Annotated in this window: 19 protein-coding genes; 9 read left to right on the top strand and 10 right to left on the bottom strand. The window is 75.1% G+C overall.

The window, feature by feature from the left end; genetic code table 11:
- The first annotated feature begins 8 nt into the window (after positions 1-8).
- Positions 9-773 carry a futalosine hydrolase gene (locus MCM47_RS12180; RefSeq protein ID WP_238861257.1) on the top strand — a complete coding sequence of 255 codons (765 nt, stop codon included), beginning with the start codon at positions 9-11 and terminating at the stop codon, positions 771-773.
- Complete coding sequence (locus MCM47_RS12175; RefSeq protein ID WP_238861255.1) at positions 766-1626, top strand: 1,4-dihydroxy-6-naphthoate synthase; 861 nt, start codon at positions 766-768, stop codon at positions 1624-1626. Before MCM47_RS12180 ends, MCM47_RS12175 begins: the two co-directional genes overlap by 8 nt.
- A 152-nt stretch (positions 1627-1778) precedes the next feature.
- Here MCM47_RS12175 and MCM47_RS42550 read toward each other — a convergent pair whose 3' ends face one another.
- Positions 1779-2162 carry a cold-shock protein gene (locus MCM47_RS42550; RefSeq protein ID WP_305067969.1) on the bottom strand — a complete coding sequence of 128 codons (384 nt, stop codon included), beginning with the start codon at positions 2160-2162 and terminating at the stop codon, positions 1779-1781.
- A 456-nt stretch (positions 2163-2618) separates the two neighbouring features.
- Here MCM47_RS42550 and MCM47_RS12165 point away from each other — a divergent pair, with 456 nt between their 5' ends.
- Entirely contained in the window at positions 2619-2855 is a 237-nt protein-coding gene (locus MCM47_RS12165) for a hypothetical protein (protein WP_238861253.1), read from the top strand.
- Between the two features lie 74 nt (positions 2856-2929).
- On the opposite strand, the gene MCM47_RS12160 is transcribed toward MCM47_RS12165, so the two are convergent.
- Entirely contained in the window at positions 2930-3568 is a 639-nt protein-coding gene (locus MCM47_RS12160) for an HAD family hydrolase (RefSeq protein WP_238861251.1), read from the bottom strand.
- A 268-nt stretch (positions 3569-3836) separates the two neighbouring features.
- On the opposite strand from MCM47_RS12160, the gene MCM47_RS12155 reads away from it, so the two are divergent.
- A complete protein-coding gene (locus tag MCM47_RS12155) occupies positions 3837-4820 on the top strand; it encodes an iron-siderophore ABC transporter substrate-binding protein (RefSeq protein ID WP_238861249.1) in 984 nt (327 codons plus the stop codon).
- 116 nt (positions 4821-4936) lie between these two features.
- On the opposite strand, the gene MCM47_RS12150 is transcribed toward MCM47_RS12155, so the two are convergent.
- Both MCM47_RS12150 and MCM47_RS12145 read right to left on the bottom strand, forming a co-directional pair.
- Positions 4937-5536, bottom strand: a complete 600-nt coding sequence (locus tag MCM47_RS12150; protein ID WP_238861247.1) for a TetR/AcrR family transcriptional regulator — start codon at positions 5534-5536, stop codon at positions 4937-4939.
- A gap of 124 nt (positions 5537-5660) precedes the next feature.
- Entirely contained in the window at positions 5661-6425 is a 765-nt protein-coding gene (locus MCM47_RS12145; RefSeq protein WP_238861245.1) for an SDR family NAD(P)-dependent oxidoreductase, read from the bottom strand.
- A 98-nt stretch (positions 6426-6523) separates the two neighbouring features.
- On the opposite strand from MCM47_RS12145, the gene MCM47_RS12140 reads away from it, so the two are divergent.
- The gene (locus MCM47_RS12140; protein ID WP_238861244.1) at positions 6524-7159 is read left to right on the top strand and encodes an NAD(P)-dependent oxidoreductase; all 636 of its coding nucleotides are present in this window, start codon (positions 6524-6526) and stop codon (positions 7157-7159) included.
- A gap of 158 nt (positions 7160-7317) precedes the next feature.
- On the opposite strand, the gene MCM47_RS12135 is transcribed toward MCM47_RS12140, so the two are convergent.
- On the bottom strand, positions 7318-7980 hold the full coding sequence (locus MCM47_RS12135) for a hypothetical protein (protein WP_238861242.1): 663 nt from the start codon (positions 7978-7980) through the stop codon (positions 7318-7320).
- 501 nt (positions 7981-8481) lie between these two features.
- Here MCM47_RS12135 and MCM47_RS12130 point away from each other — a divergent pair.
- Positions 8482-11091, top strand: a complete 2610-nt coding sequence (locus tag MCM47_RS12130) for a helicase C-terminal domain-containing protein (RefSeq protein WP_238861240.1) — start codon at positions 8482-8484, stop codon at positions 11089-11091.
- Positions 11092-11129: 38 nt separating this feature from the next.
- Here the strand turns inward: MCM47_RS12130 and MCM47_RS12125 are convergent, their stop codons facing one another.
- A complete protein-coding gene (locus tag MCM47_RS12125; RefSeq protein ID WP_238861238.1) occupies positions 11130-11381 on the bottom strand; it encodes a hypothetical protein in 252 nt (83 codons plus the stop codon).
- Positions 11382-11580: 199 nt separating this feature from the next.
- On the opposite strand from MCM47_RS12125, the gene MCM47_RS12120 reads away from it, so the two are divergent.
- Positions 11581-11985, top strand: coding sequence for a hypothetical protein (locus MCM47_RS12120; RefSeq protein ID WP_238861236.1), 405 nt, complete (start codon positions 11581-11583; stop codon positions 11983-11985).
- Positions 11986-12067: 82 nt separating this feature from the next.
- The gene (locus MCM47_RS12115) at positions 12068-13705 is read left to right on the top strand and encodes a DNA repair helicase XPB (RefSeq protein ID WP_238861234.1); all 1638 of its coding nucleotides are present in this window, start codon (positions 12068-12070) and stop codon (positions 13703-13705) included.
- A gap of 3 nt (positions 13706-13708) precedes the next feature.
- Here the strand turns inward: MCM47_RS12115 and MCM47_RS12110 are convergent, their stop codons facing one another.
- From MCM47_RS12110 to MCM47_RS12100, 3 genes are all read right to left on the bottom strand, one after another.
- On the bottom strand, positions 13709-14335 hold the full coding sequence (locus MCM47_RS12110) for an RloB family protein (RefSeq protein ID WP_238861233.1): 627 nt from the start codon (positions 14333-14335) through the stop codon (positions 13709-13711).
- Positions 14283-15638, bottom strand: coding sequence for an ATP/GTP-binding protein (locus MCM47_RS12105; protein WP_238861231.1), 1356 nt, complete (start codon positions 15636-15638; stop codon positions 14283-14285). The genes MCM47_RS12110 and MCM47_RS12105 overlap by 53 nt, the downstream gene beginning before the upstream one ends.
- 96 nt (positions 15639-15734) lie before the next feature.
- A complete protein-coding gene (locus MCM47_RS12100; protein ID WP_238861230.1) occupies positions 15735-15929 on the bottom strand; it encodes a hypothetical protein in 195 nt (64 codons plus the stop codon).
- Positions 15930-16305: 376 nt separating this feature from the next.
- Between MCM47_RS12100 and MCM47_RS12095 the strand changes: the two genes are divergently transcribed.
- On the top strand, positions 16306-18279 hold the full coding sequence (locus MCM47_RS12095; RefSeq protein ID WP_238861468.1) for an ATP-binding domain-containing protein: 1974 nt from the start codon (positions 16306-16308) through the stop codon (positions 18277-18279).
- A gap of 108 nt (positions 18280-18387) precedes the next feature.
- Here the strand turns inward: MCM47_RS12095 and MCM47_RS12090 are convergent, their stop codons facing one another.
- Positions 18388-19074, bottom strand: coding sequence for a copper homeostasis protein CutC (locus MCM47_RS12090; RefSeq protein WP_238861228.1), 687 nt, complete (start codon positions 19072-19074; stop codon positions 18388-18390).
- Between the last annotated feature and the right edge of the window lie 29 nt (positions 19075-19103).

The raw sequence follows: 19103 nt of genomic DNA, 5'->3' as shown, positions 1-19103 counted from the left end.
CCGTCCCGGTGACCGTACGGCTTCCCGGCGAGCAGTCGGCCCCCGAGCAGGGCCGGCTGCTCGTCGTCGTCGCGGTGCCCGCGGAGGCGGAGGCGGTCCTGCGCGGCCTCCCCGGCTCCGCCGAACCGGCTCCGCTGCCCGGCGGCGGACTGCACCGGGTGCGCCACGCGGACGGTCCGGAGGTGGACGTGCTGGCCGCCGGGGTCGGCCCGGCCGCCGCCGCCGCGGGTGCGTCCGCCGCGCTCGCCGCCCACCGGTACGACGCGGTCGTCTCGGCCGGGATCGCCGGCGGCTTCGCCCCGCGGGCGCCGATCGGCGCGACCGTGCTCGCCGGGGCGATGGTCGCCGCCGACCTCGGCGCCGAGACCCCGGAGGGCTTCGCCGACGTCACCGAACTGGGCTTCGGCACCGTCCGGCACACCCCGCCGCCGACCGCCGTGGCGCTGGCCGCCGAGGCGCTGGCCGCCGGGGCCGCCGGGCCGGTGGTCACCGGCACCGTGCTCACCGTCTCCACGGTCACCGGCAGCGGCGAGCGCGCCGCCGCCCTGACCGCCCGCCACCCCGACGCGGCGGCTGAGGCCATGGAGGGGTTCGGGGTCGCCGAGGCCGCCGCCCGGCACGGCGTCCCGGCCTTCGAGCTGCGCACCGTCTCCAACCCGGTCGGACCGCGCGACCGGGCCGCCTGGCGGATCGGCGAGGCGCTGGCCGCACTGGAGCGGGCGTTCGCCGCGCTGCCCTGTCCGGAGTTCCTGAAGGAGGCCCGCCGTGGCTGAACCGCTGAGCATCGCCTATTCGCCCTGCCCGAACGACACCTTCGTCTTCCACGCCTGGGCGCACGGCCTGGTGCCCGGTGCGGACGCGCCCGAGGTCACCTTCGCGGACATCGACGTCACCAACGGCCTGGCCGAACGCGGCGAGCTGGACGTGCTCAAGGTCAGCTACGCCGCGCTGCCCTGGGTGCTGGACGAGTACGCGCTGCTGCCCTGCGGCGGCGCGCTCGGCCGCGGCTGCGGCCCGCTGGTGCTGACCCGTCCGGAGCTCGCGGCGGGCGCGGGCGGCGCCGACCTGACCGGCCGGACCGTCGCGGTGCCGTCCGAGCGCTCCACGGCCTACCTGCTGTTCCGGCTCTGGGCGGCCAAGGCGGTGCCCGGCGGCTTCGGGGAGATCGTCGTCCTGCCGTTCCACGAGATCATGCCCGCCGTCCGGGACGGCCGGGTCGACGCCGGCCTGGTGATCCACGAGGCCCGGTTCACCTACCAGCAGTACGGGTTGCACCGCCTCGCCGACATGGGCGAGGCCTGGGAGCGGGAGACCGGCCTGCCGATCCCGCTCGGGGCGATCATCGCCAGGCGCTCGCTCGGGTCCGAGCGGCTGCAGGCGCTCGCCGGGACGATCCGCGAATCGGTCCGGCAGGCGTGGGCGGACCCGTCGGCGAGCCGCGCGTACGTGCTGGCGCACGCCCAGGAGATGGACCCGGCCGTCGCCGACCAGCACATCGGGCTGTACGTGAACGAGTTCACCGCGGACCTCGGCGAGGAGGGCTACGGCGCCGTCCGGGCGCTGCTCACCCGGGCCGCCGAGGAGGGGCTGGTGCCCCCGCTCGCCCCGGACGCGCTGGACCTCTGAGCGCAAACACGCAGCCCCTCCGGCCGCGGACGCGCCGGACCTCGGGGCCTCCCGGCTCCGGGCGGCCCCGCAGACAGCACGGCGCGCCCCGACGGACACGCACCGCCCGGGGGCGGGTGCGCATCCGTCCGGGGCGCGCCGGCACGCTCCGGTCAGATGTCGAACTGGTCGGCCACCGCGCGCAGCACCCCGGCCAGCTTCTGGCCGGTCGGCTTGGCCGGGTAGCGGCCGTGCTGCAGGCCCGGCAGCACCGCGTCCATCATCGTGATGAGGTCCTGCACCAGAGCCGCCATGTCGTCCGGGCTCTTGCGCTGCGCCGCGGCCACCGACGGCAGCGCGTCCAGCAGCTGCACCCCCATCGCCTGGTCGCCGCGGTGGCCCGCCACCACGCCGAACTCGACCCGCTGGCCCGGCTTCAGCGCGGTGACACCGGCGGGCAGCGCCTTGGTGTGGACGAAGACGTCGCCCCCGTCGTCGCGCGACAGGAAGCCGAAGCCCTTCGTCTCGTTGAACCACTTGACCTGGCCGGTGGGCATCTCGAACAGTCCTCGTCGTGGGTGTGAGGGATCCCGGACCTGGCCGGGGATCACTGGGTGATGGGGTGGCGGGCCGACCTCGGGCGGACGCCCGGCAAGACGCTCATGGTCGGTACGCGCAGGGAGCAGACTAACGGTCCGTTACTGCCTCATCCGCGTTCCGCGAAGCTTCCGTGCGGGGCTCTCGCGGCCACGGACGACCCGGTACTGGCACGGCCGGGGCGCGACTCGGCGCTTTCCACTGGCTCACACCCCCGGGTCTGAGGAGACGGGGCGCACCTGTCGCACCCCTCGGCACAGCCTGCATACCCCCGCTCAGCAGGGATCAAAACTCCCAGCTCCCGGGAAACTGCGCAACGTGACCGACCGGACCGCCTGCGGAGCGGTCCGGTCCGGCGGCCGCACCGGGCCTCTGCCAGACTGGTGCGGCAGCCCGACCCGCAGAGGAGCACCCCAGTGAGCAGCAAGAGCGCCGACCGCGGCGACCTTTACGTCAAGTCCGGAGCGATCGTCTTCGGACTCGGCGCGCTCGCCACGCTCGCCACCTTCGTGCCGCTGTTCCTGCACCTGACGCCGCTGCCGACGACCGCGTACTGGCTGAGCATGCTGATGCCGCTGGGGTTCCTGCTGGCCCTGACGGGGATGGTGCTCTCCGCCCGCGCCCAGCGCCGCCGGGTCCGCGCCGGGAGCTGAGCCGCCGCGGACCCGCGGCGCGGCAGCACCGGACGGCCGTCGGGGCGGCGGGCCCCTCGGGAACGCCGGGGCCCTCAGGACGCCGCGGCGAGGTGGCCGGTCAGCCAGGCCGGGAACTCCGTGAGGTCGGCCAGCACCACGTCCGCGCCGGCCGCCAGCAGCTCCTCGGCCGGGTACGGGCCGGTGGCCACGCCGACCGCGACGGCGTCCGCGTGCCGGGCGCCCCGGATGTCGCCGAGGTGGTCGCCGACGTAGACGCTCGCGCCGTGCTCGCGCAGCGCGGCGCCCTTGGTCTCCGCCCAGAGGTCGCCGACCAGCGCGTCGGCGTGCAGGCCGGCGTGGTCCAGGTGCAACCGCGCGTTCGGCTCGTACTTGCCGGTGATCACCGCGACCCGGCCGCCGTGCGCGCGGACCGCCTCGACGGCGGCGTGCGCGCCGGGCAGCGCGACGGTGGGCTCGAAGGCGTGCTCGCGGTAGAGCGTGCGGTAGCGGTCGGCGATCTCCGCCAGGTGCTCGGCCGGGAACCAGTTGCGCAGCTCGTCCAGGAGCGGCGGCCCGAGCCGGGAGACCGCCAGGTCCGCGTCGATGAACGCGCCGGTCTCGGCGGCGAGCGCCAGGTAGGTCGCCTTGATGCCGGGCCGGGTGTCCAGCAGGGTCATGTCGAGGTCGAAGCCGACCGTGAGCGGGGGCGGGGCGTCCGGGTTCGCGGGCATGCCGTCAGGCTATCCAACGCCCGCCCGGCGGCCCGGGGGCTGTTGCGGGAACGCTTCGCCCGGACTTCCCCGGCTCCGGGCGGCGCAGGCGCAGCGGTCGGTCTCCTGCGGCGGCGCCAGGTGGAGTCGGTGGTCGTGCCGGGCCCGGTGACCGGCACGCCGCTGGTCGTCCCGGGCGCGCCGGTGGGCGGTGGAGGCGGACACCCAGCGGGCAATTCGGACATAATCGACGCGCCGCCACCGCGTTCGACCCGCCCGAGGACCGCCGATGCCCCCGATCACCCGCCGCACGCTGCTCGCGGCAGTCGGCGCCGCCGCCCTCGCCGGATGCAGCGCACGGCACAGCACCCCGCCGCTGGACGGCGCCGCCTCGGCAGCCGCCGCGTCCCCGCCGAGCCCGGACCCGCGGCCGCCGGTCACCGTCAACACCGCCAACGGGCCGGTCACGGTTCCGGGTGCCCCGATGCGCGTCGTCACGCTGGACACCGCCGAGCTCGACTCGGCGCTCACCCTGGGCATCACCCCGGTCGGTGCGGCCCTGGCGGCGGCCGACGCGGGCTTCCCGGACTACTGGCCGACGTCCCGGCTGAGCGGGATCACCCGGGTCGGGTCGATCGGCGCGCCGGACCTCTCCGCGATCCGGGCCCTGCGCCCGGACCTCATCCTCACCAACCAGGCCCGCGACGGCGCCCGGTACGACCAGCTGCGCGAGATCGCCCCCACGGTGATGACCCAGACCACCGGCGCACCGTGGCGGGCCGACTTCCAGGTGCACGCCCAGGCGCTGAGCCGGCAGGCCGCGGCGGCCGCGTTCGTCTCCTCCTACCAGCGGCACGTCGCGCAGGTGGTGCAGGCGCTGTCGAGCGCCAGGGCCTCGGGCCGGCGGGTCAGCCTGGTGCGGTTCGTCGAGGGCGGCGGGATCCGGATGTACGGGAGGCAGAACTTCCCGGGCACGGTGCTGGCCGACGTCCAGCTAGGCCGGCCGGACGCGCAGAACGTCGACCAGTTCGACGTGGAGGTCCCGGAAGACCAGCTCGCCAGGGCCGACGGCGACCTGCTGCTGTACGCCTCGTACGGCGACCCGGCGCGGTCGGGCGCGACGGCGGTCCTGGCCGGCGCGGTCTGGCAGGCGCTGGGCGCCGTGAAGGCGCACCGGGCCTTCGAGGTGGACGACCAGCTCTGGTTCCAGGGCGTCGGGTACACCGGGGCCAACTTCGTCCTGGACGAGCTGCAGCGCCTCCTGGGTGCGTGACGGCGGTGGACCCCGGCGGCCCTGACGGCAGGGCCGGGCCCTGACGACAGGGGCGGGCCCTGCCGTCAGGGACGGCCGCGTCAGCCCGAGGCCGCCCCAACGGGCCGGAGCCCGGCTCAGGCCGGCGGGCCGCCCAGCGCCGCCCTGGCCAGCCGGGTGACGGCGGGGACCGCCGTCCGGAGGTCGCCGTCGGGCCCGACCTCCTCCCCGGCGAGGGCGTCGAAGGTCTCGAAACCGGTGAGGACGAAGAGCACCGCCGCCGCGTCCCGCGGCCCGCCGTCGATCCGGGCGGCGAGCACCCGGGTGCCCTCGCGCCGCCGGGCGTCGCGCTCGGCGACGACCCTGCCGACCTCCTCGTCGAGCGCCGCCAGCGCGCGCAGCCGCCGGGTGCAGACCCGGTCCACCGCCCAGAAGCCGCCCATCACCTCGACGAAGCCGTCCACCGCCGCCCACGGATCCGGCCGGCTGAACGCCTCGGCCAGGCGCGCCATCCCGCCCTGCTCGGCCAGGGCGTCGCAGACCGCCTCCAGCAGGCCGGTCTTGGAGCCGAACTGGTAGTAGACGGTGGCCCGGGCGACGTCGGCCCGCTTCGCCACCGCGTCGAGCGAGAGCGCGCCCGTCGCGGTCAGCTGGGCCCGCGCGGCCTCGACGATCCGCGCACGCGTACCGTCGACGTCCGCCTGCCGCTGTCCCATCCGGTAGGACCGGGGGCTCATCGCGCTCGCCTCCACTCGCTCGTCCCGACGCCGCTGCCACGGCCGCCGTGAACAGGCAGTATCCCCGATCGCCCGGCGCCCGGGCGGAGCACGGGCGCGAGCGGCCTCCGGCTCCGCCCCCGCCTCAGACGATGACCCGCCCGCCGCTGACGTCCAGCGTCTGGCCGGTGATCCACGAGGACGCCGAGGAGGCCAGGAAGAGCGTGGCCGCCGCGACGTCCTCCGGCTCGCCGAGCCGCCCGAGGGGGTGGGCCGCCGCGACCGCCGCCTGGATCGGCGCCGGCATGACGGTGTCGGTCCGCTCGGTCCGGACCGCGCCGGGCGCGATCGCGTTGACCCGCACGCCCTCGCCCGCCAGCTCCAGGGCGAGGTGGCGGGAGTACATCAGGACGCCCGCCTTCGCGGCGGCGTACGCGGCGGACGAACCGCTCGGCAACCGCCCGGCGGTGGACGCCATGGTGATCACCGAGCCGCTGCGGCGCTCCAGCAGGCCCGGCAGGAAGGCCTGGACGGTGAGGAAGGTGGCCGTGAGGTTGCCGTCCAGGACGGACCGCCAGTGCTCCTCGGTCTCCCGGACGGTCGGTACGGGGTGGCCGTTGCCGCCGGCGAACGCCGCGAGGACGTCCACCGGGCCCAGCTCCGCCTCGATCCTGGTGGCGGCGGGCCCGAGCGCGGCGGCGTCGGTGCAGTCGGCGACCAGGCCGAGCGCCTTGGCGCCGAGGTCGCGCAGCTGCTCCGCGACGGCCGCGAGGGCGGCCTCGTCGCGGCCGAGGACGGCGACCGCGGCCCCCTGCCGGGCGAACGCGCGGGCGGTCCCGGCGCCGATGCCGCGACTGCCTCCGGTGATTACGGCGACCTTCCCGGCCAGGTCGGGGTAGCGAACTCCCATGTGCCATCGCTCCTTCGGGTCGGATCTGTGGTTCACTTGATTTCAGTCATACAGGCTGTCTGAATGAATCACAAGGACCGACCCCCTGGGAGGACCTGATGAAGATCGCCGTCGTCGGCGCCGCCGGACGCACCGGCCGCCTGGTCGTCGACCTGGCCCTGGCCGCCGGACACACCGTCACCGCGGTGGCCCGAACCCCCGCCCGACTGCCGGAGTTCGCGCACGGCACCCCGCTCACCGCCCAGGCGGACGTCCACCAACCCGGCTCGCTGCACGAGCCGCTGGCGGGCCAGGACGCGGTGGTCTCGGCGCTCGGCACCTCCGGCCGGGCCGCCACCACCGTCTTCTCGGACGGCGCGCGGGAGCTGGTGGCCGCCGCGCGGGCGGGCGGGGCCCGGCACGTGGTGGTGATGTCCTCGGCCGGGCTGGAGACCGACCACCTGCCGTTCGCCCAGCGGGTGGTCACCAGGCTGGTGGTCGACCGGCTCTACCGGGAGGTCCACCGGGACCTGGCCCGGATGGAGGAGGTGCTGACCGGGTCCGACACGGTCTGGACCGTGGTCCGGGCGCCGATGCTCAAGGACGGGCCGGCCGCCGCGAGCCCCCGGGTGTCGTACGGACTCCCGCTCGCCCGGGCGGGCACGGCGAGCCGCGCGACGATCGCCGCGTGGATCGTCGACCACCTCGGCGCCCCGGAAACCTTCCGCCGCCGGGTCACCATCGCCGACGGGTGAGCCCGGGACGCGCCCACGGCCTGGCGGGCGGGGCTTCGACGTGCGGACGCTCCGACGAGCGGGAGCTCCGACGTGCGGGAGCCCCGGCAGGCTGACGCTCCGGCAGGCTGACGCTCCGACGGGCGGGGGGCCGTTCCCGCCGGGCCCGCCCCGCCGGCTCACCCCTCCGGCTGCGCCCGCCGCTTCAGCGCCACGGCCACCAGGAACAGCGCCGACAGCACCGCCGCCAGGCGCAGCACGCCCGGAGCCGCCGACCAGGCGACCTGCCCGGCCTGCTGACCCGGCTGGAGCGCCTCGCCCCACCGGCCCTGTGCGCGGCCCCAGTACCAGAGCGTGGTCCCGCTCATCGTCGCCAGCGGGATACCGAGGACGGCGAACTTACGGGTGAGGTCCGAGAGTCGGCGGGACATCCAGCCGAGGGCCCAGCCCACCAGCATCACCAGGAGCTGGCCGGTCACGGCACCACCGACCAGCACCACCGCGGCGAGCAGCAGCAGCGGGGACGGCCGGCGCCCGGCCAGGGCGGAGGGCCTGCCCGGCTCGCCCGCCGCGGCGGGCGGCGCGGCGCCGGGGACCTGCTGCGGCGGGGCCGCCCCGGCCCGTTCCTTCGCCCGCGCCCGGGCCTTCCGGCCCCGGAGCCTCGTCGGGGCCTCCTCGGCGGCCGGCTGCTGCGCCGGGGCGTCCTCGGGCGAGCTGCGCTGCTCGGGCACGGGCGTCACCGGCCGGCCCGACCCGCCCGAGAAGTCGATCTCCACGTAGTCCCAGCCGTCGGCGTGCGCGGCCAGGAACGACGGCGGCAGGGCGTCCTCGTCGGCGCCCATGTCCGGGGACAGTTGCGCCTCCCACCGCGAGCCCGCGTCGGCCGCGCGCGCCGCCGGGCGCCGCACCGGCCCGGACGGCCCGGGCGACTCGGACGGTCCCGGCACCGACGGGCCGGGCTTCCCGGAGTCGGACGACCCGGAACCCGACGACCCGGACCGCGGCGGCGCGGACGGCCGCGGCGGAACGGCCGGGGCGCCCACCGGCGGCTCCGCGCTGTACACGCTGTCCTCGTCCGCAGAGGCCGCGCCGCCACCCGCGCCCGCACCGCTGCCTACGCCGGCGCCTGCGCCGCCACCCGCGCCCTGGCCCGCGCCGTCACCCGCCGGAGCAGTCCACGGCCCCTGCTTGCGCCACCACTCGCCGCCGGCCGTCCCGCCGTCCGCCATCGCCCCACACCCCGCCTCGCCCGTGCCCGTCCCCGCCGGTCAGACGGTACCCAGCCGAACCGCGCCCACGCCGACCGGTCCCCACCGTCGCCCCACCCGACTAACCTAGGTCGAATGACCACACAGCAGGGCCCGCAACGCCCCGCGGCCCGACGCCCCACCCCGCAACGCCCCGGCAGGGCCGCCGCCCCCCGCACCCTCGCGGAGGAGCTCCGCGGCCGCGCGGACGACGACCTCGCCACCCTGCTCCGGTCCCGCCCCGATCTGCTCAACCCCGTCCCCGGTGACCTCACCCAGCTCGCCGCCCGGCTCTCCTCCCGCGCCTCCGCCCTGCGTGCGCTGGAGCGCCTCGACCGCTTCACCCTGCAGGTCGCCGAGGCGCTGGCGGTGGCCCCGGACGGCGCCTCGCCGGCCACCGTCCGCACGCTGCTCACCGGGCCGGCCAAGGTCAAGCCGCACCCGGGCGCCACGCCGCTGACCACCGCCGACCGGGCCGCCGTCGCCGCGGCCCTCCCCCGGGCGCTCGCCACCCTGCGCGACCGCGCCCTGATCTGGGGCCCGGAGAACGGGCTGCGCCTGGTCATCGCGGCCCGCGAGGCACTCGCGCCGACCGCCGCCAACCCGGGCCGCACCGGCCTCGGTCCGACGCTCGCCGACGCCACGGTCGGCATGTCCCCGGCCCGGCTCCAGCAGCTCCTCGCCTCCGCCGGACAGCCCGCCACCCCGGACCCGGTCACCGCGGTGGCCGCGCTCACCGCGCTGCTCAGCGACCGGGCGCGCTGCGAAGCCCTGCTCGCCTCCGCCCCGGAGCCGGCCCTGCGGCTGCTGGACCGGCTGGTCTGGGGCCCGCCCACCGGCACCGTCCCGGACGCCACCCGCCCGGTCACCGCCGAGGACGCCCAGAGCCCGGTGGAGTGGCTGCTCGCCCGCGGCCTGCTGCTGCCCAGCGGCCCCGGCAGCGTCGTGCTGCCCCGCGAGCTCGCCCTGCACCTGCGCGGCGGCCGCAGCCACCGCACGGTCGAGCCGGTCCAGCCCGAGCCCGCCCCGGCCGGCGCCCCGCGCGATCCGCAGACCGTGGACCGCACCGCCGCCGGGCAGGCCCACACCGCCGTGCGCACCGTCGAGGAGGTGCTCGACCTCTGGGGCCTCAACCCGCCGCCCACCCTGCGGGCCGGCGGACTCGGCGTCCGCGACCTCAAGCGGACCGCTCAGGCACTGGAGACCACCGAGCAGCAGGCCGCCTTCTGGCTCGAACTCGCCTACACCGCAGGCCTGCTGGCCCCCGACACGGAGGCCGACGAGCGCTGGGCGCCGACCCCGGCGTACGACGGCTGGCTGCAGCAGGACACCGCCGACCGCTGGACGCTGCTGGCCGAGAGCTGGCTCGCCGCCACCCGGGTACCCGCGCTGGCCGGCACCCCGGACGGCAAGGGCAGGCTGCGCGCCGTCCTGGGCCCCGAGCTGGACCGCACCCTGGCCCCGTCCGTCCGCCGGGCCACCCTCGCGCTGCTCGCCGAGCTGCCGCCCGGTACCCCGGCCACCGCGGACGAGCTGCTGCCGACCCTGCGCTGGCAGCGCCCGCTGCGCGGCGGCCCGGCCACCGGCCCCGGCCCCGTCGCCGGGCCCACCCCGGCCGGCCCCAGCCCCGCCGGTCACGTCCCGGCCCAGCCGGCCCCCGGCAACGGCGCGGGCCGCGAGCTCCGCGACGACCTCACCGCCTGGACGCTCGCCGAGGCCGAGCTGCTCGGCATCACCGGTCGCGGCGCCCTCGCCGCTCCGGGCCGGGCGCTGCTCACCGCCGAGGCCGATCCCGCCGAGGTGCTCGCCCCGCTGCTCCCGCAGCCGCTGGACCACGTCATCCTCCAGCCGGACCTCACCGCGATCGCGCCCGGCCCGCTGCTCACCCCGCTCGCCCAGGCGCTCGCGCTCTGCGCCGACGTCGAGTCCAAGGGCGGCGCCACCGTCTACCGGTTCACCGCGGAGTCGGTCCGCCGGGCCCTCGACGCCGGTCGCACCGCCGCCGACCTCCAGGCCTTCCTGGAGCGGCACTCGCGGACGCCCGTCCCGCAGCCGCTGGCCTACCTGGTCGACGACGTCGCGCGCCGGCACGGCATCCTGCGGGTCGGCGCCGCCTCCTCGTACCTGCGCTGTGACGACCCGGCGCTGCTCGGCGAGGTCCTGGCCGACCGCCGCGCCGCCGACCTGCGGCTGCGGCTGCTCGCCCCCACCGTGCTGGCCGCCCAGGTCGCGCCCGACGTCCTGCTCGCCACACTGCGCGCCATGGGCTACGCGCCCGCGGCCGAATCCGCCGAGGGCGACGTCCTGATCACCCGGCCGGACAGCCACCGGACCCCGCCGCGCGCGGCCCCGGTCCCGGTCCCGGACGGCCCGCCCACGCCGGACGACACCCTGCTCGCGGCCGCCATCAAGGCGATCCGGGCCGGCGACCGCGCCGCCACCGCGGTGCGCCGCGAGCCGGCCCCGGACGCCCAGCGGCTCCCGCGCACCCCGGCCGCCGAGACGCTGGCGGCACTGCAGACGGCGGTGCTGCTCGGCGAGCGGATGTGGATCGGCTACCTCAACGCCGAGGGGCTGGCCAGCCAGCGGATCATCGACCCGGTCAAGGTGGAGGGCGGTTTCGTCACGGCGTTCGACCACCACGCCGACGAGGTCCGGACCTTCGCCCTGCACCGGATCACGGGCGTGGCCGAACTGGACGAGTGACCTCCACCCGCGGCCGCCCGAGGCGGCCGGCGGCCGGCTCAGTGACCCCGGGCCTCCTTCATCTTCTCCTTGACCGCCTGGTCCGCCAGGGTGCCGATCTGGCCCTGGCCGACCGGCAGCTCGGGGGCGCCGGCCAGGTCGGCGAGCAGGAAGGCGGGGGCCGTCATCAGCCCGCCCGGGCCCTCGCCGATGCCCGCGAGGGCGTGGGCGGAGCCGGCGGAGGCGGCGGTCGCGGCGAAGGCCGTCCCGACGAGGGCGAGAGCGGTGAGGGCGCGCTTCGGCTTGTTCATGCCCGGCTCAACGACCGACCGGCCCGGTGGTCACCCGCTGCGATCACCGGCCGTCACCGGCCGCACGACCGGCCGCGGCCCCCCGCCGGTCACCAGGCGCGGTGCCGGCGCGCCGGCCCTTCTCCGTGACGGAGGACCGCCCTTGACGGCGGGTCGCACCCGGCGTACTCCGGAAGAGGGGATCCCGAAAGGAGTCATCATGCTCGGCGATCTCATCGGCGAATTCCAGGGCCAGGACACCGGCCGGCGCGTCATCGCCGCCGGCGACGGCCACGTGCTGGTCGAGGTCTCCTTCGCGGGCACCGGCAGCTACTACGGCACCGCGGTCAACGGCTTCGGCACCTACGAGTCCGAACTGCGCCCCGACGGCACGCTCCGCGGCGAGGGCCAGGGCGTCGACATGTCCGCCGACGGCGGCACCCTCAGCTGGCAGGGCGTCGGCATCGGCCACTTCACCGAGGGCGGCGGCACCAGCTGGCGCGGCTCGCTCTTCTTCTCCAGCGTCTCGCCGCAGTTCGAGCGGCTCAACGACGTCGTCGGGCTGTTCGAGTACGAGGTCAGCCCGGACGGGAAGTCCACCGGCAGGTTCTACGAGTGGAAGTAGCCCACCCACCCGCGCGGCGGATGCGGGACACTGGAGGGTCCGAGTCCCGACAGACCTGTCAGCCAGTGGAGGGCTTCCCCGCGTGAACGACGGACCGCTCATCGTCCAGAGCGACAAAACTCTCCTCCTGGAGATCGACCACCCCAAGGCTGCCGACTGCCGCCGCGCCATCGCGCCGTTCGCCGAGCTGGAGCGCGCACCAGAGCACGTGCACACCTACCGGGTCACCCCGCTGGGGCTCTGGAACGCGCGCGCCGCGGGCCACGACGCCGAGCAGGTAGTCGACGCCCTGGTCACCTACTCCCGCTACCCCGTCCCGCACGCGCTGCTGGTCGACGTGGCCGACACCATGGGCCGCTACGGACGGCTGCAGCTCACCAAGCACCCCACCCACGGCCTGGTGCTGAGCACCACGGACCGCCCGGTGCTGGAGGAGGTGCTGCGCTCCAAGAAGATCGCCCCGCTGGTCGGCGCGCGGGTGGATCCGGACACCGTGGTGGTGCACCCGTCCGAACGCGGCCAGATCAAGCAGGTGCTGCTCAAACTCGGCTGGCCCGCCGAGGACTTCGCCGGGTACGTGGACGGCGAGGCGCACCCCATCCACCTGGAGCAGGACGGCTGGCAGCTGCGCCCGTACCAGGCCCAGGCCGTCGAGGGCTTCTGGCACGGCGGCTCCGGCGTCGTGGTGCTGCCCTGCGGGGCCGGGAAGACGCTGGTCGGCGCCGCCGCCATGGCCGAGGCCAAGTCGACCACGCTGATCCTGGTCACCAACACCGTCTCGGCCCGGCAGTGGAAGCACGAGCTGGTCAAGCGGACCTCGCTCACCGAGGACGAGATCGGCGAGTACAGCGGCACCCGGAAGGAGATCCGGCCGGTCACCATCGCCACCTACCAGGTGATGACGACCAAGCGGAAGGGCGTCTACGCCCACCTGGAGCTGTTCGACGCCCGCAACTGGGGCCTGGTGGTCTACGACGAGGTGCACCTGCTGCCCGCGCCGGTCTTCAAGTTCACCGCCGACCTGCAGGCCCGCCGCCGGCTCGGGCTGACCGCCACCCTGGTCCGTGAGGACGGCCGCGAGGGCGATGTCTTCTCGCTCATCGGCCCCAAGCGCTTCGACGCCCCGTGGAAGGAGATCGAGGCCCAGGGCTACATCGCGCCCGCCGACTGCTGCGAGGTCCGGGTCACCCTGACCGACTCCGAGCGGCTCGCCTACGCGACCGCCGAGCCCGAGGAGCGCTACCGGTTCTGCGCGACCACCGCCACCAAGCGGCGGGTGGTCGAGGCCCTGGTCAAGAAGCACGAGAACGACCAGACGCTGATCATCGGCCAGTACATCGACCAGCTGGACGAGCTCGGCGAGGTCCTGGACGCGCCGGTGATCAAGGGCGAGACCAGCAACGCCCAGCGCGAGAAGCTGTTCGACGCCTTCCGCAACAAGGAGATCAGCGTCCTGGTGGTCTCCAAGGTGGCCAACTTCTCGATCGACCTGCCGGAGGCCACCGTCGCCATCCAGGTCTCCGGGACCTTCGGCTCCCGGCAGGAGGAGGCCCAGCGCCTCGGGCGCGTCCTGCGCCCCAAGGCGGACGGCCACGCGGCCCACTTCTACTCGGTGGTGGCCCGCGACACCGTCGACCAGGACTTCGCCGCCCACCGGCAGCGCTTCCTGGCCGAGCAGGGCTACGCCTACCGCATCATCGACGCGGACGACGTCCTGTAGCGATCAGGGCTTGTATTCGAGGGCGTCCAGCAAACTGCCCACCGAGGTGCACGGGTTGCTGACGCACCAGCACTCGATCTGCCTTCCCGGCTGCTCGTGCCGGTCGTGCAGATCGAGTGCTGCCCTGCGCGCCTCGGCGGTGAGCATCCGCACGTCTTCGAAGTCGAACGCCTTACCCTTCGGGTCGTACCCCCTGAGGACCTTGGCCAGTTCCTTGGCTGCCTGGTGGCTCGCCAAGTACGACCGCCCCCGACCGAAGTGCAGCAGCAGCCAGACCTCGAAGCACGGTGAGGACAGCGCGCACTTGACGCCGCTCTCCCGGGCCAGTTTCAGCGCTCGGGCGAGGGACGGTGCCTGTTGCGGGGCCTCGACGTCGAGTACGCACCACACCTCGTCGAAGGGCTCGTCCGCACGTGCCGCGTGTGCGATCGCGGAACTCACCAGTAGCCAGGGCTCACCGTGACTGTTACCGATCTTCAGCGAGATCGGCTTCCCCCGGAGGTCCCTCACCAGACCGCGGAGGTAGATCTTCTCGGTGACCTCGCCCTCGCAGTAGACCAGGAACCGCCGTTCCTGCTCACGCGTATTCGCGCTCTGCTTCTTCGTGCCGAGTGGCCTGCCCCGCCTCACGCTTCGCCCCGATCCCCACCAGAAGCTCTTCGTCGAAGAACGGTAGCGCACCGTAGCGCCCTGCGAGGTAGCGCTTCTCCAGATTCTCGACCCCGTCCCTGACCCTGAAGTCGACGAGGGCCGTGAGCTCGGTGGCCCCGGTACGGGGGTTCTTCGCCGCCAGGTACACCTGGTCCCGGTGGAGGTTCGCCTCGCTCTGCGGAGCCAGCAGCGTGGCGTCGTGGGTGTTGAAGAGGAGTTGGGCGCCGTTCGTGTTCCGCTCCGGGTCCTGGAACAGTGCCACCAGCCTCGCAGCGAGGTGCGGGTGCAACCGCGCGTCGAGTTCGTCCACCACCAGCAGCGACCCGTCCTGCAGCGCGCCGATCACCGGCCCGAGGAGACCCGCCCACGTGCGGGTACCGTTCGACTCGTCGGCGAGGTCCAGCGTCAGTGGCCCGCCCTCCGCCGCGTGGACGAAGCCGATGCGGGGCGCCGGTTTGACATCGAACGGCTCGTCTTCCGGGATCTCCGGGACCAGGACGCGCATCGCCGACCTCACCTGGCGCACGCGCTCGTCGTCCCATTCCTCCTCGGTGATCGACAGGTCGGTGATGCCCAGGTCCGCGAACTGCAACAGACCTCGGAGCCTGTCGCGATGCACGTCCGACTCGTCCCACAACCTGCGGGTTTCCTGGATCCTTGCGGCGAAGTTCGCATCCAGTGCCACCCTCAGCCCTCGGTGGAACCACCGGTGGATACGGCCCAGGACTTCGTGGTTGTTCCCCGCACCGGCCGACAGGTAGAGACTGTTCGGTCGCACGACATCCTCGATCAGCCGCTTCCGTCCGCGGAAACTCGGCCCGTACTCGTAGCGGGAGCCGCCGTCCTCCGCCACCGACCGTTCGAAGAGGCGCCGGGGCCGTCCCTCCGGGAAGCTCCTGAGCCACTCCTCACGCACCTGCCGGTCGTCCACCTCGAATCCGTATTCGTAGTGCACGCCGTCCAGAGCGATGTCCACCGAGAACGCGGACGGTGAGGTCCGCCCGGCAGCGGCCAGCAGGAAGGGCGTCCGCGACGTTCCGCCGTCGGGCAGCCAACGGGCGTGCGATTCGAGCACGGCGTGGCGCATGTACGCGAGCGCCTTGAGCACGTTGGACTTGCCCGAGGCGTTGGCCCCAAGGATCGCCAGGGCCGGCAGCACCTGAACGCCCGCCGAGGCGACCTCAGTCACCGCGATGTCCTCGTGCTCGTCGGTCGCGACGAGACTCAGCTCCTGCTCATCCAGGAGGGACGCGTGGTTGGCGACCCGGAATCGCATCAGCATGGCCGGTCCTCCTCATCTACCGATGGGAAGACTACCCAAATCAAACCGCCGAAATCCGCAAAGTTTCGCGAGATCCCGTCTTTGATTGAACCAATCTCAGTACCCGACGCCGTCGCGCCCGAGGAGCACCACGCGCGCGGCGGTGTCGATGGCGATGCCGAGGTTGCGGACGGCGGTCTTCAGCGGACCGTGGCGCCGGCCGGGGACGGCCGCCGCCGTGGCGCCGGCGGGGCGGTCGGGGGTGGACTTCTGGTTCGGCACTCTCGGCGCCGTGACGTGTACGGTGCTCATACTCCAACGGTAGGTTCCGGACGCGCCGGGCACATCGCCCGAAAGGCCGTATCCGGCAGGACGCGGGTCGTCCTCCGGGTGTACGCCGCCCCTGACGCCCCCCGGGGCCGGAACGGGCTGGAACCCCGAGGCGCACGGGTCTAAGATCGTTCGCCTGCCCCCTCCCGAACCGTGGTACCTGCTGAGTCGCGCAGGCAGCCGGGGGAGGCGCCGACCGCTCGGCAACCGGCCGGCCGTATCCACCGTGAGCTCCTACGATCCGCTGCGCCCGCTTCCGGCGCAGCCGGGAAGGTTCGCCGTGCCCGCCACCCCCACCACCGACCCCCTCCGGCGCGAGCGCGACCACCTCGCCGCCTCCCGGGCCGCGCTGCGCGCCATGCGCGAGGACGTGCAGTCGCTCGACATCCGCGACGTGACCGGCACCTGGGTCACCGCCCTCGTCCTGCAGAACCAGATCGAGGCCCGGATCGCCGCCCTGGCCGACCTCTCGCACACCCCGCTGTTCTTCGGCCGCCTCGACTACCTGCACGCGATCAGCGAGGAGCTCTCCGAGGGCTCCGGCGGCGAGAGCTTCTACATCGGCCGCCGGCACGTCCACGACGCCGACGGCGACCCGATGGTGATCGACTGGCGCGCTCCGGTCTCCCAGCCGTTCTACCGGGCCAGCCGCACCCGACCGATGGACGTCGAGCGCCGCCGCCGCTTCGGCTACACCGGCGGCGAGCTCACCGCCTACGAGGACGAGCACCTCACCGACCCCGCGGAGTCGGACACCGCCTCCGCACTGCTCGCCGCCGAGATCGAGAAGCCCCGCGTCGGCCCGATGCGCGACATCGTGGCCACCATCCAGCCCGAACAGGACGAGATCGTCCGCGCCGACATCGGCGGCACGGTCTGCGTCCAGGGCGCCCCCGGCACCGGGAAGACCGCCGTCGGCCTGCACCGCGTGGCGTACCTGCTGTACGCGCACCGCGAGCGGCTGGCCCGCACCGGCACGCTGGTGATCGGCCCGAACAACGCCTTCCTCTCGTACATCGAGCAGGTGCTTCCCGCGCTCGGCGAGCTGGACGTGGCCCAGGCCACCGTGCAGCAGCTGGTCGCGCACGTCGAGGTGCGCGGCGAGGACACCGCGGAGGCGGCCCGGCTGAAGGGCGACGCCCGGATGGCGGAGGTGCTGCGCCGCGCGGTCCGGTCGGGCATCCGGCTGCCCACCGAGCCCTGCGTGGTGGTCCGCGGCTCCCGGCGCTGGCGCGTCCCGGCCTACGAACTGGTCGAGATCATCAAGGAGTTGAAGGGACGTGAGATCCGCTACGGGGCGGCCCGGGACGCCCTGCCGCAGCGGATCGCGCACGCCGTGCTGCTGAAGATGGAGCAGGGCGGCGAGGCCCCGGACGACCGGGTGCAGGACGCGGTGGCCCGCAACGCCGCGGTCAAGGCGGTGGTCAAGGAGTGCTGGCCGCTGGTCGAGCCGGCCAAGCTGGTGCTGCGGCTGCTCTCCGACCCGGAGTTCCTGGCCACGTGCGCGGAGGGCGTCCTCACCCCCGAGGAGCAGGCGGTGGTGCTCTGGCCGAAGCCCGGCCGCTCGGTGAGGACGGCCCGCTGGACCCAGGCCGACGCCGTCCTGGTGGACGAGGCGACCGACCTGGTGCAGCGCACGCCCTCGCTCGGCCACGTGGTGCTGGACGAGGCGCAGGACCTCTCCCCCATGCAGTACCGCGCGGTCGGCCGCCGCTGCACCACCGGCTCGGCGACCGTCCTCGGCGACCTCGCCCAGGGCACCACTCCGTGGGCGACGGCGAGTTGGCCGGACGCCCTGCACCACCTGGGCAAGCCGGCCGCCCACATCGAGGAGCTGACCAAGGGCTTCCGCGTCCCCGAGGAGGTCATCGCCTACGCCTCCCGGCTGCTGCCGGCGATCGCCCCCGGCCTGGCACCGGCGAGCTCCGTCCGCGAGGCGCCCGGCTCGCTGGCCGTCACCCCGGTCCCGGCGGACGGGCTGGAGAAGGCGGTGGTCGAGGCCTGCCGCCGGGCGTTGGAGCGCGAGGGGTCGACCGGCCTGATCGCCGCCGACGCCCGCGTCCCGGTGCTGGCCGAGGCGCTGACCGAGGCCGGCCTGCCGTACCTCGCCCCCGGCACCGAGACCAGCGCCGAGGCCCGGCTGACCCTCGTCCCGGCCTCGCTGGCCAAGGGTCTGGAGTACGACTACGTGGTCCTGGACGAGCCGGCCGCGGTGGTCGCCGGCGAGCCGGACGAGCGCACCGGGCTGCGCCGGCTGTACGTGGCCCTCACCCGTGCGGTCTCCGGGCTCGCGGTGCTGCACGCCGAGCCGCTGCCCGCGCAGCTGGCCTGACGCCGCACGCGCGGCCGGGGCCGGACGCGCGGAGGGGACCGGCCCGTGCCGGTCCCCTCCGCTCCGAGCCGCGGGCCACCGATCGCTCAGCCGTCGGCGCTCTCACGCTCAGCCATCGATCAGCGACCGCCACTCGGCGACCCTGCCGGCGTCCACCGGCGACCGCCACCCGTCGGGGCGCACCGCGCCGCCGACGTGGAAGGCGTCGAAGCCCGCCGCCCGCAGCCCCGGCACGTGCTCCGCCCGCAGCCCGCCGCCGATCAGGATGCGCTGGCCGTACCCGGGCTCACCGGCCCGCTCCAGCTCGGCCAGCAGGACGTCCCGGCCGGCGTCCACCCCGCCGGCCGCGCCGGAGGTGAGGAAGGTGTCGAGGCCGGGCAGGGCGCCGACGGCGGCGCGGACGGCGGCCCGGTCGGCGCTGTGGTCGAGCGCCCGGTGGAAGGTCCAGCGGCAGCCGGCCACCGCCTCGGCGACGGCCGCGGTGGCGGCCAGGTCGACACCGCCGTCGGGGTCGAGGAAACCGAAGACGAACTCCTCGGCGCCCTCGGCCCGCAGGGCGTCGGCGCGGGCGCAGAGCCCGTCCAGGTCGCCCGGGGTGAAGCCGTCCCGCAGGCGGAGCATGACGCGGAGCGGGAGCTCCACCGCGGCGCGGATCCCGGCGAAGTCCTCGACGGACGGGGTGAGACCGTCGGCGGCCATGTCCGTGACCAGTTCGAGCCGGTCGGCGCCGCCCGACTCGGCGGCCTGGGCGTCCTGGGGCGTCAGCGCGATGACTTCGAAAATTGGTCTAGACATATCGGTAGACTGCCACACCGCGACGCCCC

The sequence above is a fragment of the Kitasatospora sp. A2-31 genome (genome assembly GCF_022288725.1).
Taxonomy (GTDB): Bacteria; Actinomycetota; Actinomycetes; order Streptomycetales; family Streptomycetaceae; genus Kitasatospora.
This window is presented reverse-complemented; position numbering and strand designations above follow the sequence as displayed.

Excerpts from the sequence above, each read along its gene's own strand:
- MCM47_RS42550 (WP_305067969.1), bottom strand. The coding sequence starts at position 2,162 with ATGCCCACCGGCCAGGTCAAGTGGTTCAACGAGACGAAGGGCTTCGGC.
- MCM47_RS12160 (WP_238861251.1), bottom strand. The coding sequence starts at position 3,568 with ATGCCCGCGAACCCGGACGCCCCGCCCCCGCTCACGGTCGGCTTCGAC.
- MCM47_RS12155 (WP_238861249.1), top strand. The coding sequence starts at position 3,837 with ATGCCCCCGATCACCCGCCGCACGCTGCTCGCGGCAGTCGGCGCCGCC.
- MCM47_RS12150 (WP_238861247.1), bottom strand. The coding sequence starts at position 5,536 with ATGAGCCCCCGGTCCTACCGGATGGGACAGCGGCAGGCGGACGTCGAC.
- MCM47_RS12145 (WP_238861245.1), bottom strand. The coding sequence starts at position 6,425 with ATGGGAGTTCGCTACCCCGACCTGGCCGGGAAGGTCGCCGTAATCACC.
- MCM47_RS12140 (WP_238861244.1), top strand. The coding sequence starts at position 6,524 with ATGAAGATCGCCGTCGTCGGCGCCGCCGGACGCACCGGCCGCCTGGTC.
- MCM47_RS12135 (WP_238861242.1), bottom strand. The coding sequence starts at position 7,980 with ATGGGCGCCGACGAGGACGCCCTGCCGCCGTCGTTCCTGGCCGCGCAC.
- MCM47_RS12130 (WP_238861240.1), top strand. The coding sequence starts at position 8,482 with ATGACCACACAGCAGGGCCCGCAACGCCCCGCGGCCCGACGCCCCACC.
- MCM47_RS12125 (WP_238861238.1), bottom strand. The coding sequence starts at position 11,381 with ATGAACAAGCCGAAGCGCGCCCTCACCGCTCTCGCCCTCGTCGGGACG.
- MCM47_RS12120 (WP_238861236.1), top strand. The coding sequence starts at position 11,581 with ATGCTCGGCGATCTCATCGGCGAATTCCAGGGCCAGGACACCGGCCGG.
- MCM47_RS12105 (WP_238861231.1), bottom strand. The coding sequence starts at position 15,638 with ATGCTGATGCGATTCCGGGTCGCCAACCACGCGTCCCTCCTGGATGAG.
- MCM47_RS12100 (WP_238861230.1), bottom strand. The coding sequence starts at position 15,929 with ATGAGCACCGTACACGTCACGGCGCCGAGAGTGCCGAACCAGAAGTCC.
- MCM47_RS12095 (WP_238861468.1), top strand. The coding sequence starts at position 16,306 with ATGCGCGAGGACGTGCAGTCGCTCGACATCCGCGACGTGACCGGCACC.
- MCM47_RS12090 (WP_238861228.1), bottom strand. The coding sequence starts at position 19,074 with ATGTCTAGACCAATTTTCGAAGTCATCGCGCTGACGCCCCAGGACGCC.